This is a genomic window from Eubacterium sp. 1001713B170207_170306_E7, assembly GCF_015547515.1.
Taxonomy (GTDB): Bacteria; Bacillota; Clostridia; order Eubacteriales; family Eubacteriaceae; genus Eubacterium.
Map to the genome: position 1 here is coordinate 80,034 of NZ_JADMVE010000007.1, position 13,905 is coordinate 93,938.

12 protein-coding genes are annotated in these 13,905 nt (G+C 51.6%); 9 read left to right on the forward strand and 3 right to left on the reverse strand.

The window, feature by feature from the left end; translation table 11 throughout:
• Nucleotides 1–7 precede the first annotated feature (7 nt).
• A complete protein-coding gene (locus I2B62_RS16415) occupies nt 8–595 on the forward strand; it encodes a sigma-70 family RNA polymerase sigma factor (protein WP_195270127.1) in 588 nt (195 codons plus the stop codon).
• Nucleotides 596–745: 150 nt separating this feature from the next.
• The gene (locus I2B62_RS16420) at nt 746–1,534 is read left to right on the forward strand and encodes an SDR family NAD(P)-dependent oxidoreductase (RefSeq protein WP_195270128.1); all 789 of its coding nucleotides are present in this window, start codon (nt 746–748) and stop codon (nt 1,532–1,534) included.
• Between the two features lie 58 nt (nt 1,535–1,592).
• Here I2B62_RS16420 and I2B62_RS16425 read toward each other — a convergent pair whose 3' ends face one another.
• The 3 genes from I2B62_RS16425 to I2B62_RS16435 form a co-directional block, all read right to left on the reverse strand.
• Nucleotides 1,593–2,192 carry a hypothetical protein gene (locus I2B62_RS16425; RefSeq protein WP_195270129.1) on the reverse strand — a complete coding sequence of 200 codons (600 nt, stop codon included), beginning with the start codon at nt 2,190–2,192 and terminating at the stop codon, nt 1,593–1,595.
• A gap of 13 nt (nt 2,193–2,205) precedes the next feature.
• Nucleotides 2,206–2,562, reverse strand: coding sequence for a bacterial transcriptional activator domain-containing protein (locus I2B62_RS16430; protein ID WP_195270130.1), 357 nt, complete (start codon nt 2,560–2,562; stop codon nt 2,206–2,208).
• A gap of 698 nt (nt 2,563–3,260) precedes the next feature.
• Nucleotides 3,261–3,956 (reverse strand): MBL fold metallo-hydrolase, encoded by a 696-nt coding sequence (locus I2B62_RS16435; protein ID WP_195270131.1) that lies wholly within the window; start codon nt 3,954–3,956, stop codon nt 3,261–3,263.
• 200 nt (nt 3,957–4,156) lie between these two features.
• On the opposite strand from I2B62_RS16435, the gene I2B62_RS16440 reads away from it, so the two are divergent.
• From I2B62_RS16440 to purH, 7 genes are all read left to right on the forward strand, one after another.
• Complete coding sequence (locus tag I2B62_RS16440; RefSeq protein WP_195270132.1) at nt 4,157–7,870, forward strand: phosphoribosylformylglycinamidine synthase; 3,714 nt, start codon at nt 4,157–4,159, stop codon at nt 7,868–7,870.
• Between the two features lie 18 nt (nt 7,871–7,888).
• Complete coding sequence (purE, locus tag I2B62_RS16445) at nt 7,889–8,383, forward strand: 5-(carboxyamino)imidazole ribonucleotide mutase (RefSeq protein WP_195270133.1); 495 nt, start codon at nt 7,889–7,891, stop codon at nt 8,381–8,383.
• A gap of 33 nt (nt 8,384–8,416) precedes the next feature.
• Nucleotides 8,417–9,124 (forward strand): phosphoribosylaminoimidazolesuccinocarboxamide synthase, encoded by a 708-nt coding sequence (gene purC, locus I2B62_RS16450; RefSeq protein ID WP_195270134.1) that lies wholly within the window; start codon nt 8,417–8,419, stop codon nt 9,122–9,124.
• A 146-nt stretch (nt 9,125–9,270) separates the two neighbouring features.
• A complete protein-coding gene (gene purF, locus I2B62_RS16455) occupies nt 9,271–10,659 on the forward strand; it encodes an amidophosphoribosyltransferase (RefSeq protein WP_195270135.1) in 1,389 nt (462 codons plus the stop codon).
• Nucleotides 10,660–10,673: 14 nt separating this feature from the next.
• Entirely contained in the window at nt 10,674–11,702 is a 1,029-nt protein-coding gene (gene purM, locus I2B62_RS16460; RefSeq protein WP_195270136.1) for a phosphoribosylformylglycinamidine cyclo-ligase, read from the forward strand.
• Complete coding sequence (gene purN / locus I2B62_RS16465) at nt 11,699–12,319, forward strand: phosphoribosylglycinamide formyltransferase (protein WP_195270137.1); 621 nt, start codon at nt 11,699–11,701, stop codon at nt 12,317–12,319. Before purM ends, purN begins: the two co-directional genes overlap by 4 nt.
• Before the next feature lie 48 nt (nt 12,320–12,367).
• A complete protein-coding gene (purH, locus tag I2B62_RS16470; protein ID WP_195270138.1) occupies nt 12,368–13,900 on the forward strand; it encodes a bifunctional phosphoribosylaminoimidazolecarboxamide formyltransferase/IMP cyclohydrolase in 1,533 nt (510 codons plus the stop codon).
• Nucleotides 13,901–13,905 lie beyond the last annotated feature (5 nt).

The following is a 13,905-nucleotide window of genomic DNA, read 5'->3' on the forward strand; positions in this document are numbered from 1 at the left end:
AAGAACCATGGATTACAAAGAAATTGACCGGTGGGTGCTTCGCGCCCAAAAGGGGGATGGAGAGGCCACGGCCTTCCTGGAGCGCCTGTTCCGTCCGCTGATGCTCGCGTCGGCGGATAAGGCCAGGCCGGAGAATTACAGCTTTGAAGATTGCCTTCAGGACGCGCGGCTTTCTTTTCTGGAGGGCATCCGCTGTTACGACGGCACGCGGGGCAGTGGCTTTGCCGCTTATATTAAAACCTATCTTTACCGGGCGCTGCAAAACAAACGCAGGAAATGCTGGCGCCGCCTGGTACGGGATATTTCCGGCGAGGGGAGCAGCCGTGAGGAGGATGAAGGAACCCTGTTCGATACGCTGCCAGACTTATCAGCCGACATAGCGGGGAATTATATTCACGGAGAGGAGCTGGCGGCTTTATCAGAGGCTCTGGGTGAGCTGACGCCCGAGGAGCTGGCTCTGCTGAGGGCTGTTTACGGGCAGGGGCAGACACTGAGGGGCGCGGCCCAAAATCTGGGGGTGGGCTACAGCACAGTTCAGTACCGTCACCGCAGGCTTCTGGACGCCCTGAAAAAGCGGCTGACCGGGCGCCGTTAAGAAAAGAACTGGCCAAAAAGGGGACTCAGAACAACTTATAGAAAAGGGCAGCTGCATTCTTCAAGAAAGCTTCAAGAAATGGAAAAAGGCTTTTATTTGCTGTGGTCAGGTGCTATGATAAGTTCATGCTAAATATGGAGGTAAATCGATATGAAAAAATTAGAGAATAAAGTAGCCATTGTAACAGCCGCCACCGCCGGGATTGGTCTGGCGAGCGCGAAAAAGCTGGCTCAGAATGGCGCCTTGGTTTATATTGCGGGGCTGGAGGATGAACTGGCCCAAAAGGCCCTGGACGAATGCAGCGAGGAGAAGCTGAATGTAAAGTTTCACCCCTTTAACGCCTTTGACTATGAGGGATACCATGTGATGGTTGAGCACGTTGCCGGAGAGGAAGGACGCCTGGATATCCTGGTGAACAACTTTGGGTTCGGGATGCCTGCCAAGGATTTTGATATTCTGACCGGGGATCCTTACGCGTTCTTCGATATTCTGCAAAAGAATATCGGCAGCGTGTACCTGCCCTGTAAGCCGGCCATCCGCTATATGGCTGAACACGGCGGTGGTAATATTGTCAATATTTCCAGCATTGGCGGGCTTCTACCGGATGTTTCCAGGCTGGGTTATGGGGTATCCAAAGCAGCGATTAATTATCTGACCAAGGCCATTGCGCTGCAGTTCGGAAGCAAAAATATCCGGTGTAACGCGGTAGCGCCGGGGATGATCGGCACCGACGCGGTCAGGAAAAGCATGTCGGGCGATTTTCAAAAGGCGTTTTTACGCCATGTGCCGCTGGGCCGGGTGGGCGAGCCGGAGGATATAGCTAACGCTGTGCTGTTCCTGGCGAGTGACGATTCCTCCTTCATTACCGGCCATATTCTGGATGTGGCCGGCGGCTTTGGCATTGGCACGCCAGAGTATGCCGATGTGGTTAAGGGTTAAATGAAAAGAAAGCACCACTGTTGTTGCAGCGGTGCTTTTTGATTGCGTGCATAAAGAATTATGGTGTAATCGCCATGATAATACCTGTATAAAGCCAGGTGCTCCCGGCAATCGGGGTTCCGATGGCTAAAATCTGGTCAGGCTTTTCCTCGCCGTCCTCGGGGTCATAAACAGTGCAGGGGTCGCTCTGCTCCTGTTTTTTTATGAGCATGTAATGAAGAAACAGGTCGCAGTCGGTGAGGTCAAAGGTGTTGGCTGTAATGCTGATGGTGTACTGCCCGGGCTGCAGCGTCTTGAGCGGATCCTCGTGGGTAAAATTAAACAGAGGCTTCTGATCGTGGGTGTTGACAGACCGGATGAGCGCGGTAAACGGTGGATCGACGGGCATAAGGCACGTTGGCTTTAGTCCGCACTTCTTAAGATATTCAGCCATTTTTAAGGGAGAGCAGGAATTTGCGTTCATGATCCCGCTTAAGGGATAGCCGAATTCATGGATGCTTTCGCCAAATCGTACTTGACGGTGAATCTGGTTTGCGAAAGCGATGGCGTCATCGGAATTGTCATAAGGGCAGGTGTGGTTTTCAAGCTCCCACAGCAGATAGGCAATGGAAAAGGCGCCGCAGTTGTATGGCTGGTCCTGTTGAATATATTTTGGCATTTAATCTTCTCCTTTAGGGTTCGGTTATGATTTCCAGTTTTTTCTGGTAAATATTCAGCTGGCTGGCTTCTTTACACTGCTGCATCAGGATTTCAAGCAGCTCGGCACAGGATAGTTCGTAATGGGCTTCATGGGCAGAGATCCAGTTATACGGGGCTCCGGCCAGCAGCGGTCCAATGTAAAGATCGACTGCTTTCTGGCAGTTCTCAAGCTGTGAGCGGTTGAGATAGAGCACTTCAAACTCCCAGAGATCGCTGTAAATCTGGGTAGTATCCAGACCCAGGGTGCCGCGCTGTGTGATGAGAGGGATGCAGATCCCCTGCTCGCGCAGATTTTTAAACCATTCCAGCGTTTTATACAGGCAGTACATGGCCTGGCTTTCGGTACGGCCGGGCCAGATGGTCTCAGCAATTCTTTTCTTTGAAATGAGATTGCCTTTTTCACAGATCAGATAGGTCAGCAGCTCTTCTGCCTTTCTGGACTGGAGAACTAAGGGCTTTTGTGCATAGAAGATGCGCAGGGGGCCAAAGCAAAAGACGGCCAGCAGCTTGTCCGTCTTTTGAGATAAAAAGGGTTTGCCGGCATACTGGTGAATCCGTTTTTTTTCATAAGATGGTTGACGGGGATCAAGCAGATGGTATTTCCAATAATTTCACATTCTAAAGCGTCGCCGGTGCGAAGCTCTAACTGTTCCACGACGGAAGAAGGTAGTGTGATTTGTGACTTTTCCCTGAATTTTATATTCATAATATGAAGGTCCCTTTCTTGATACTATTAATAAGGTTTGTCAATTTTATGCACGCATTATTAAAATAACATACTAATTGTATTATATCAGCAAAAATTGGAAGTTTTTTTGAATGATTTCAGAATTTAACGAATTCGCAGTAAGTTCACCGATGCTTGTTGCGTCCATTACCTTTTTACGCGATAAAAATTTAAACATTTACATCTAAAACATGAGAAAATTACAATAAAAGAAAAAACGATTGCCTTTTTTCGACATTCTTAGGAAATACTTAAAACATAAAAATAGCGGAGGATGTTAATCCACCGCTATTCATATTATTAATAGTTACCAATAACAACATTGCGTTCATTGAAAAGTGGAATCTCAGTGCCGCTGCCGGCCTCGCGGTCGGCCAGGGTCCGGATAACAGAGAAGTCCTCCCAGAAGTGCATGGGAATCAGAACCTTTGGATGCAGCTTGTCTATAAAGTATTCGGCGGCACGGTAGGCAGAGCCGCCCAGGCGGGAGTCCACAGGTACAAAGGCCACGTCCATTTTGTGGTTGCCGGTCTGCGCCTCAATTTTCTGGATAACGGCCTTGAAGTCGCGCTCCTCCACCTCTGGGTTAATGTTGGGGTGGGATTCGGTATCCCAGTCCCACCAGTTTAAATCGCCGGAATGGAAGATATTCTTACCCTCGGCCTTTACAAAGAAGGAAACGCCCAGGTCGGTCGAGCCAAAGGTTTCAATTTCAATGCCTGGAAAGCTTATTTTCTGGTAAGGTGCAATATAATGGATATTGCGGCCGCCCTTTTCAGGAATATCATCGCTGAAAATGTAGGTGGTGTCATAATCACTGCCATAGGAAAGGATCTTTTGTGAGAAATGATCCTGATGGCTGTGGGTGACAAAAAAGTAGTTTTTCCGACCTTTTCTCAGAAAATGGGGCGGAATATTCGTGATTGCATCAAAGATCAGTGTCATGCGCTCCAATTCTACGATGAAGCCACTGTGATGAAGATAAATAATTTTCATAAAATGCCTCCGGATAATCATAAATTTACTTTTATTATACCATAATTATGCCCAGGTGATGGAAGGGTTATTCAATCTTTAAGAAAAGAAAACTGAAAATGTTTACGGTTCAAAAAGGTATCCGAACGTTTTAAAAACCATTGAAAATAAAGTTCGGAAATAGTAAAATACAAGTATCATTAAACAAAGGTGGAAGAGTAGTGATCAAACGAATTTTTGTAGAGAAAAAAACGGGCTTTAATACCGAGGCCCAGGAACTGGCACAGACTTTTCAGCGCATTTTAGGCATCAAGGGTCTGGACAGTATTCGTATCATTTACCGTTATGATGTTGAAGGATTAGAGGGAGACCTCCTGGAAAATGTTAAACGCACCATTTTTTCAGAGCCTAATGTAGACAACATTTATGAAGACACCATGGCTTTTGGACCGGAGGAACAGGTCTTTGCCACCTCCTACCTGCCGGGTCAGTATGACCAGCATGCGGATTCAGCAGCTCAGTGTATTCAAATTTCAGCAGGCGAAAAGCCTTTAATTAAGGTTGCGAAGGTCGTCGCGGTTAAAGGCGATGTGAGCAGCGAAGAACTCGGAAAAATCAAACAATACATGATCAACCCTGTAGACTCTCAGGAAACGGATCTCGGACCACGGGATACCCTGACGGACAAAATCAAACAGCCGGCAGATATTGAGAGGATAGAGGGATTTACTGATTTTAGCGCAGAAGCGCTGGAGGCTTACCGCAAAAAGATGGGCTTTGCCATGAGTGAAGCGGATATTGCGTTTGTGCAGAAATACTACAGAGAAGACGAAAAGCGTGACCCGTCGCTGACAGAGCTGAAGGTTATTGATACCTACTGGTCGGATCACTGCCGTCATACGACGTTTTCAACCTGTATTGAGGCCATTGACTTTGAGCGCGGCCCGGTAACAGAGGCGGTTGAAAAAGCCTTTGAAAGCTATGATGCAACCCGCGACGCCCTTTACGGTGAAGATACCGACCGGCCCATGACCCTGATGGACATGGCGGTGATCGGCACCAAGGAAATCAAAAAACGCGGCTTGATCCCGGATTTGGATGAGTCTGAGGAGATCAACGCCTGCAGTGTCAATATGACGGTTGACCACGATGGCGTAGATGAGGACTGGCTGCTCATGTTTAAAAACGAAACCCACAATCATCCCACAGAGATCGAGCCTTTTGGCGGCGCGGCCACCTGCCTGGGCGGCGCGATCCGCGACCCGCTGTCTGGCAGAAGCTACGTTTATCAGGCCATGCGCCTGACCGGGGCGTGGGACCCGAGAACACCGATTGAGGATACCCTGCCGGGCAAGCTGCCCCAGCGCAAGATTTCGCAGGAAGCGGCTCACGGCTACAGCTCCTACGGGAACCAGATCGGTCTGGCCACCGGACAGGTGGTTGAGGTCTATGATCCGGGCTTTCTGGCGAAGCGTATGGAGGTCGGCGCAGTGATCGCGGCGGCGCCTAAGGAAAATGTGGTCCGTGAACGTCCGCAGCCGGGAGATGTCATTCTTCTGGTCGGCGGTAAAACCGGCCGCGACGGCTGCGGCGGCGCCACGGGCTCCTCCAAGGCGCACACCGAGGAATCCATTCACGAAAGCGGCGCAGAGGTGCAGAAGGGGAACCCGGTTGAGGAACGCAAGATCCAGCGTTTGTTCAGAAACGGTGATCTGGCCCGCATGATCAAGCGCTGCAACGACTTCGGCGCGGGCGGCGTGTCGGTTGCCATCGGCGAGCTGGCCGACAGCCTGGACATTGACCTGGATAAGGTGCCAAAGAAATATGAGGGCCTTGACGGAACCGAGCTGGCGATCTCAGAATCCCAGGAACGTATGGCAGTTGTCGTCGCGGCTGAGGATGTCGATAAATTCATTAAGATGGGCAATGCCGAAAATCTGGAGGTTACCCAGGTGGCAGTGGTCACCGATACGGGACGTCTGGTCATGAAATGGCGCGGCGAGGAAATCCTTAACCTTTCCAGAGCTTTCCTGAACACCAACGGAGCTGCACAGTACGCAGATGTTCTGGTTAAGGAACCGGAAGCCCTTGAAGAAAAAGCGGAAACCGTTGATTTTAAAACTAAAACCAAAGAAGTGCTCAGCAGCCTGAACGCTGCCAGCCAGAAGGGGCTGGCCGAAATGTTCGACAGCACCATCGGCGCGGGAACCGTGGTGATGCCCTATGGCGGTAAGTACCAGCTGACGCCGCAGGATGGTATGGCGGCTAAGATCCCAGTCATTCACGGGGATACCACCACATGCAGCATCATGACCTATGGCTACACGCCGGAATTATCCAAATGGAGCCCGTTCCACGGCGGGATTTACTGCGTGCTTGAATCCTTATCCAAAATGGTGGCCATGGGCGGCGATTTCAGAAAAGCCCGCCTGAGCTTCCAGGAATATTTTGAGCGCCTGAACAAAGACCCTGAAAAGTGGGGCAAGCCCTTTGCGGCGCTGCTGGGCGCCTTTGAAGCCCAGAAGGCCTTTGGCATCCCGGCCATTGGCGGTAAGGACAGTATGTCCGGAACCTTTGAGGATATGACCGTCCCGCCGACCATCATCTCCTTTGCCGTCGAAGCCGATAAGGTTGAGTATGTTCTCTCCAATGAACTGAAAAAAGCAGGATCAAACCTGTACCTCTTTGAGGTGGAACAGGATGACAACAAGCTCATTGATTACAATAAGGTAATGGCCATGTACGACCGTATCCGCAGCCTGAACGTTGAGGGCCGGCTGCTCTCGGCCAAAGCAGTGTCTGCCAATGGCCTGGTCGACGCGCTGGCTAAGATGGCCTTTGGAAACAAGATCGGCGTGGATATTGCGGATATTGATGAAGCCCGTTTGTACGCGCCGCTTTACGGCAGCATTATCGTGGAAACCGACGAAATTCTGGACGACGCTGAGCTCATTGGCAAGACCACTGAAGCCCCTGCCATCACCTGCAAGGGAGAAAGCGTGGCCATGGATGAACTGATCGAAGTGTGGGAAAGCGCCATGCGCAGTGTTTATCCAGAAAGCAGAACAACCGAGGGCAAGGTTCAGAACATCGAATACACTGGCGGCCCTGTCACTTTCGCCAAAGAGAAATTCGCGGCGCCGCAGGTTTTTATCCCGGTATTCCCGGGGACTAACTGCGAGTACGATACCGCCAAAGCCTTTGAGAATGCCGGCGCCAAGCCGGAGATAGTAGTATTCAGAAACCGGACAGCCGACGACATTGCGGCATCCGTCAAGGAAATGGCGGATGCCATCAGACAGTCCCAGATGATCATGATTCCCGGCGGCTTCAGCGCTGGCGACCAGCCGGACGGCTCTGGTAAATTTATCGCGGCTGTTTTCAGAAATCCGGAGATCCGGGACGCGGTCATGGAGCTGATCAAAAACCGTGACGGCTTAATGCTCGGGATCTGCAACGGCTTCCAGGCACTGATCAAGCTCGGGCTGGTACCCTACGGCGAAATTGTCGATATCGAGCCTGAAATGCCAACCCTTACCTACAACACCATCGGCCGCCATGTGTCCACCATTCCGATGACAAAGGTGGTCTCCAACCTGTCACCGTGGCTTGCGGGCGCCCGGGTGGGCGAAACCTACCGCATTCCAATGTCTCACGGCGAAGGCCGCTTCATTGCCAGCGATGCGGTAATGAAGGAGCTTATCGCAGGGGGCCAGGTGGCGACCCAGTATGTCGATTTTGACGGCAACGCCACCATGGACGGCGCCTTTAACCCCAACGGCTCTACCTGTGCGGTGGAAGGGATCACCAGTGCGGACGGCCGTATTCTGGGCAAGATGGGACATTCCGAACGTATCGGAAAAGGATTATACAAAAACATTCCGGGTGAGAAGGATCAGTTGATCTTTAAATCCGGTGTTGAATATTTCAAGTAAAAGAAGGAGAATACAATTATGCCAAAAGTAGCAGTTATCATGGGCAGCGACTCGGATTTTGATGTTGTAAAGAAATGCCTGATCGCTTTGGAAAAATTTGATATTGAATATGACGCTGAGGTTATTTCAGCACACCGGAATCCGGACAAGATTTTCTCATACGTCCGTTCTGCCGAAGAAAACGGCATCGAACTGATCATTGGCGCTGCCGGCAAAGCCGCTCATTTACCGGGGGTTATGGCAGGGCTTACCCCGCTTCCGGTTATTGGTATCCCCATTCAGACCTCTTTCCAGGGCGGCCTGGATTCCTTACTCTCCATCGTGCAGATGCCTTCCGGCGTACCGGTTGCCACTGTTGCGGTAAACGGCGCGGAAAACGCCGGGATCCTGGCAGCTCAGATGCTTTCCATCAAGTATCCTGAAATCCGTGAAAAGATGAAAGCCTACAAGGAAACACTGGACGAAGAAGTCACGGCTAAGAATGAAAAGCTTCAGGCCAAGATTAATGGTTAATTCATTATTTCAAATATAGAAAGAGGTATTAAAATGCAGAAATTAGAACAGTTATATGAAGGCAAGGCTAAAAAAGTTTTCAAAACAGAAGATCCGGACCAGTTTATCATCGAATACAAGGATGACGCAACCGCAGGAAACGGCGAAAAAAAAGGCACCATTGTGGGCAAGGGCGTCATCAATAATAAAATGACCGCCACCATTTTCAAAATGCTGGAGGAACAGGGGATCCCGACACATTTCATCGAGCTGTTATCAGACAACGAACAGCTGGTAAAGGCAGTCACCATCTTCCAGCTGGAAGTGATCATCCGCAACACCGCTGCCGGCTCCATCTGCAAGCGCCTTCCATTTGAAGAAGGACAGGCTCTTGAAACACCCATCTTTGAATTCTGCTATAAGAATGATGACTACGGCGATCCTGTCATCAACGACAATCATGCCACTGCCCTGAAGCTGGCAACCCAGGAAGAGCTGGACGCTATCCGTGAAATGACCATGAAGATCAATGATATCCTGAAAGCATATTTCCTGGAAAAGGGCATTAACCTGATCGACTTCAAGATTGAGTTTGGTAAAACCAACGACGGACAGATCGTTCTGGCCGATGAAATCTCACCGGATACCTGCCGCTTCTGGGATGTCAATACCGGAGAAAAACTGGATAAGGACCGTTTCAGACGCGACCTCGGCGGTATTGAAGAAGCTTACGAAGAAATGTTAAAGAGAGTTAACGGCTAATCGCCCGCGCTCATTGCGATTTGTCAGCAGACTGCACGGGGCGGGCGCCGGCGGTGCCTGCCCCCAAGAGATATTTACGGAATACGGCATAGAGTGTGTTTCAATGGATGACAGCATGGATCCATTTTTGGAGGAAGAACGAATCAATGAGAGAAGACAAATTTCATGACGAATGTGGCGTCGTAGGTGTGTATTGTAACAGTCGTGAGACAAACTGCGCTTCTTATATTTACTATGGCCTGTACGCGCTTCAGCACAGGGGCCAGGAAAGTGCGGGCATCTCGGTTAACCGTGACGGCAGGATCACAACTCATAAGGACCTCGGCCTGGTGGCGGATGTCTTTAAGGGCAATGTGCTGAAATCCATGAGGGGAAACCTGGGTATCGGCCATGTGCGTTATTCAACCTCGGGTGAGGGCGGCGTGACCAACGCCCAGCCGTTAACGGTCAGCCTGAAATCAACCCAGATCGCCCTGGCGCATAACGGAAACCTGGTAAACGACAAAGCCTTAAGGGACATGCTGGAGGATTCCGGCGTTGTTTTCCAGACCACCATCGATACCGAGGTGATGGTAGACATTCTGGCCAGAGGTCTGCGCCATGGCGTGATCGAGGCCATTCAGCGCATGGTTGAGATCATCAAGGGCGGTTTTGCCTTGGTCATCACGCTGGAGGACAAGCTCATCGGCGTCCGCGACCCATACGGCCTGCGCCCCATCTGCCTTGGCAAAAAGGATGATATGTACATGCTCGCTTCGGAGAGCTGTGCCATTGACGCCATCGGCGGCGAGTTGATTCGTGACCTGAACCCGGGTGAGATTGTCGTCATTGACGAAAACGGCATTCAGAGCTATGGGCAGAATAACTGGGCCAGCAAGAGGGCCTGTATTTTTGAGCAGATTTATTTTGCACGTCCCGACTCTGTCATGGAGGGCCGCAGTGTTTATCAGGCGCGCCATACCGCCGGACGCATCCTGGCTAAGGAAAGCCCTGTGGACGCGGACGTGGTTATCGGGGTGCCGGATTCCGGGATTCCGGCGGCCATTGGCTATGCCGAGGAATCGGGCATTCCTTATGGCATGGGCCTGATCAAAAACAAGTACAGCGGCCGGACCTTTATCCAGCCGAACCAGAAGCTGCGTGAAGAAGGCGTGCGGCTGAAGCTGAATCCGCTGAGAGATACCATTGAGGGCAAGCGGGTCGTTATCATCGACGACTCCATTGTGAGGGGAACCACCTCCAAACGGCTTGTTGAGATTTTGAGAAGCGGGGGCGCCAAAGAAGTGCATTTCCGCGTGACCAGCCCGCCGGTATCCCACACCTGCCATTTTGGCATTGACACTCCAAAACGCAAATACCTGATCGGCGCTAAGAAATCCGTGGAGGAAATCCGCGAGATTCTGGGCGCAGATTCACTAGCATATATCAGTCTTGACGGCTTGAACGAGTCCGTCGGCGGCGGCACTGAGTACTGCCGCGCCTGTTTTGACGGCGATTACCCCATGGAAGTACCTGTATTAAAAAAGGATGATTAAAAAGGAGAGAAAATATGGCACAAACCGATGCTTATAAGGCAGCCGGCGTAGACGTCGAAGCTGGCTATGAGTCTGTCAAATTAATGAAGAAGGACGTTCAAAGAACGTTTAACCAGTATGTATTATCCCATTTGGGAGGCTTCGGCGGCCTCATCGAGCTGCCGGAGGGCTACAAAAAACCGGTTCTGGTTTCCGGCACCGACGGTGTCGGCACCAAGCTGATGATTGCCTTTATGATGGACAAGCATGACACCATCGGGATTGACGCGGTGGCGATGTGCGTTAACGATATTTTATGCCAGGGCGCAAGGCCGCTGTTTTTCCTGGATTACATTGCCTGCGGCAAGAACTACCCTGAAAAAATCGCCCAGATTGTGAGCGGTGTGGCCGAGGGCTGTGTCCAGGGCGGCATGGCGCTCATCGGCGGCGAGACTGCCGAAATGCCGGACATGTACAGTCTGGACGACTACGATCTGGCCGGCTTTGCCGTTGGCGTTGTCGAAAAGGATGAAATCATTACAGGGCAGAGTATTGCGGAAAGGGATGTTCTGGTAGGACTACCGTCCTCCGGCGTCCACAGCAACGGCTTTTCACTGGTGCGCAAGCTGCTTTTTAAGGACCTGAAAATGGACGTCCACACCAGGGTGGACGAGCTGGGCGGTACCCTGGGCGAAGCGCTGCTGACCCCGACCCGTATCTATGTGAAGGCCGTTGAGGATCTGCTGAAGCCCTACGGTGTGAAGGGCATGAGCCATGTTACCGGCGGCGGCTTCTATGAAAATATTCCAAGAATGATTCCGGACGGCCTGTGCGCCAGAGTGGACACCGCTGCCATCGAAACCCTGCCCATTTTCAAGTTTATCCAGGAAGCAGGCAGCGTGACAGATGAAGCCATGTACTCGACCTTTAACATGGGCATCGGGCTGGTTTCCGCGCTGCCGGCAGATCAAGCGGACGGTTTTGTACAGGCCTTAAAGGACAAGGGTGAAAAGCCTGTGGTGCTTGGCGAAGTGGTCAAGGGCGACGAAAAGATCGTGCTATGACCAAAATAGGCGTACTGGTGAGCGGCGGAGGTACAAACCTCCAGGCCGTCATCGACAGAGTTCATCACAGGTCAGGCGAAATCGCGGTGGTTATTGCCAACAACGCAGACGCTTACGGGCTGACCAGAGCCCAGAACAGCGGGATTCCCACCGCGGTGGTGCTGGAGCGGGATTTTGAGGATTACGATGCCTTCAACGCTGAGATTATCCGGACCTTAAAGGATAAAGGCGTTGAGCTGGTCGTGCTGGCAGGCTACATGAAGATCATCACCCCGGCCTTTGTAAAAGCCTATCCGAATAAGATTGTCAACATCCATCCGGCCCTGATCCCGTCCTTCTGCGGTGAGGGATACTACGGGATGCGTGTGCACGAGGCGGTCATAGACTACGGTGTTAAGGTTACGGGTGCGACGGTTCATTTTGTCAACGAGGAAGCGGACGCAGGTCCGATCATCGCGCAGAAAACCGTTGAAGTTGCGGACGACGACACGCCCGAATCCATTCAGAAAAAGGTGCTCAAAATTGAGCACACGCTGCTGCCCTGGGTGGTGGAGCAGTACTGTCTGGGCCATATAACCGTGGAGGGCAGAAAAACGAGAATAACCAGCGAGCTGTAAGGCTCGCGGGTGCTTAAATAAAATGAACAAAAAATTGGAGGAGAAACTATGAGAGCTTTAATCAGTGTATCAGACAAAACGGGTATTGTTGAATTCGCACAGAAGCTGGCCGGTATGGGCTGGGAAATTTTATCTACCGGCGGTACGGCAAGAGCCCTGCGCGAGGCAGGTGTGGATGTCATCGGTGTTTCCGACGTAACGGGCTTTCCAGAGTGTCTGGACGGCCGTGTTAAGACCCTGCATCCCAAGATTCATGGCGGTATCTTAAATATCCGCGACAACGAGGACCATCAGCGGCAGATCAGGGAGCTGGGCATCACCCCCATCGACCTGCTGGTCATTAACCTGTATCCTTTTAAAAACACGATTTTGAAGGAGGGCGTTGCCTTTGAGGACTGTATCGAAAACATTGATATCGGCGGACCGACCATGCTGCGTTCAGCCGCTAAAAACTTCAACGACGTGACCGTAGTGGTAGACCCTGAGGACTATGAGGTTGTGCTGAACGAACTGGATAAGGACGGCGCTACCAGCTATGATACCCGTTACCGGCTGGCCTTGAAGGTGTTTGAAACCACTGCCGCCTATGATACCATGATCTCAGATTTTCTCAGAAAACGTGTTGACGGTGAGGTTTTAAAGGATACCGTCACCATGACCTATGAAAAGGTGCAGGACCTGCGCTACGGCGAAAACCCGCACCAGAAGGCCGCGTTCTACAAAGAAATCGGCGTGGCCAAAGGCGCTCTGACAGCGGCCGAACAGCTCCAGGGCAAGGAATTGTCTTACAACAATATCAATGATACCAATGGCGCCCTTGAAATCCTGAAGGAATACCAGGACGAGCCGACCATCGTTGCGGTTAAGCACGCAAATCCCTGCGGTGTCGCCAGCGCCGAGACCATTTCAGAAGCCTACAAAAAAGCCTATGAAGCGGACCCGACCTCCATTTTCGGCGGGATCGTCGCGTCGAACCGTGAAATTGACGCGGATACGGCCAAACAGATGGTTGAGATCTTCCTGGAGGTCATTGTCGCACCGGGCTATACCGATGAAGCGCTGGAGGTGCTTAAAGCCAAGGAAAACCTCCGCGTACTCAAGCTGGATGACATTCTGTACAGCGAACCGGGCTATGAAACCAAAAAGGTGCTCGGCGGCCTGTTAATCCAGGAACGCGACACCAAGGACTACGAAAAGCTGGAGGTAGTCACGGACCGCAAGCCCACCGACAAGGAAATGGAAGACCTGCTCTTTGCCTGGAAGGCTGTTAAGAATACCAAATCCAACGCCATCACTCTGGCCAAGGATAAATGTATGGTCGCCAACGGACCGGGACAGGTTAACCGGATCTGGCCGCTGGAAAACTGTATCGAGCACGGCGGGAACAGGGTAAAGGGCGCGGTGCTGGCATCGGACGCGTTCTTCCCCTTTGACGACTGCGCTACCGCAGCGGCCAAGGCAGGCATCACAGCCATTATCCAGCCGGGCGGCGCGGGACGCGACGAGGACTCCATCAAGGTCTGTAACGAAAATGGCATTGCCATGGTCTTTACAGGCATGCGCCACTTTAAACACAGCTAAGCACA

Excerpts from the sequence above, each read along its gene's own strand:
- purM (WP_195270136.1), top strand. The coding sequence starts at position 10,674 with ATGGCACAAACCGATGCTTATAAGGCAGCCGGCGTAGACGTCGAAGCT.
- I2B62_RS16435 (WP_195270131.1), bottom strand. The coding sequence starts at position 3,956 with ATGAAAATTATTTATCTTCATCACAGTGGCTTCATCGTAGAATTGGAG.
- purH (WP_195270138.1), top strand. The coding sequence starts at position 12,368 with ATGAGAGCTTTAATCAGTGTATCAGACAAAACGGGTATTGTTGAATTC.
- I2B62_RS16415 (WP_195270127.1), top strand. The coding sequence starts at position 8 with ATGGATTACAAAGAAATTGACCGGTGGGTGCTTCGCGCCCAAAAGGGG.
- purE (WP_195270133.1), top strand. The coding sequence starts at position 7,889 with ATGCCAAAAGTAGCAGTTATCATGGGCAGCGACTCGGATTTTGATGTT.
- I2B62_RS16425 (WP_195270129.1), bottom strand. The coding sequence starts at position 2,192 with ATGCCAAAATATATTCAACAGGACCAGCCATACAACTGCGGCGCCTTT.
- purC (WP_195270134.1), top strand. The coding sequence starts at position 8,417 with ATGCAGAAATTAGAACAGTTATATGAAGGCAAGGCTAAAAAAGTTTTC.
- I2B62_RS16430 (WP_195270130.1), bottom strand. The coding sequence starts at position 2,562 with ATGTACTGCCTGTATAAAACGCTGGAATGGTTTAAAAATCTGCGCGAG.
- I2B62_RS16420 (WP_195270128.1), top strand. The coding sequence starts at position 746 with ATGAAAAAATTAGAGAATAAAGTAGCCATTGTAACAGCCGCCACCGCC.
- purN (WP_195270137.1), top strand. The coding sequence starts at position 11,699 with ATGACCAAAATAGGCGTACTGGTGAGCGGCGGAGGTACAAACCTCCAG.
- purF (WP_195270135.1), top strand. The coding sequence starts at position 9,271 with ATGAGAGAAGACAAATTTCATGACGAATGTGGCGTCGTAGGTGTGTAT.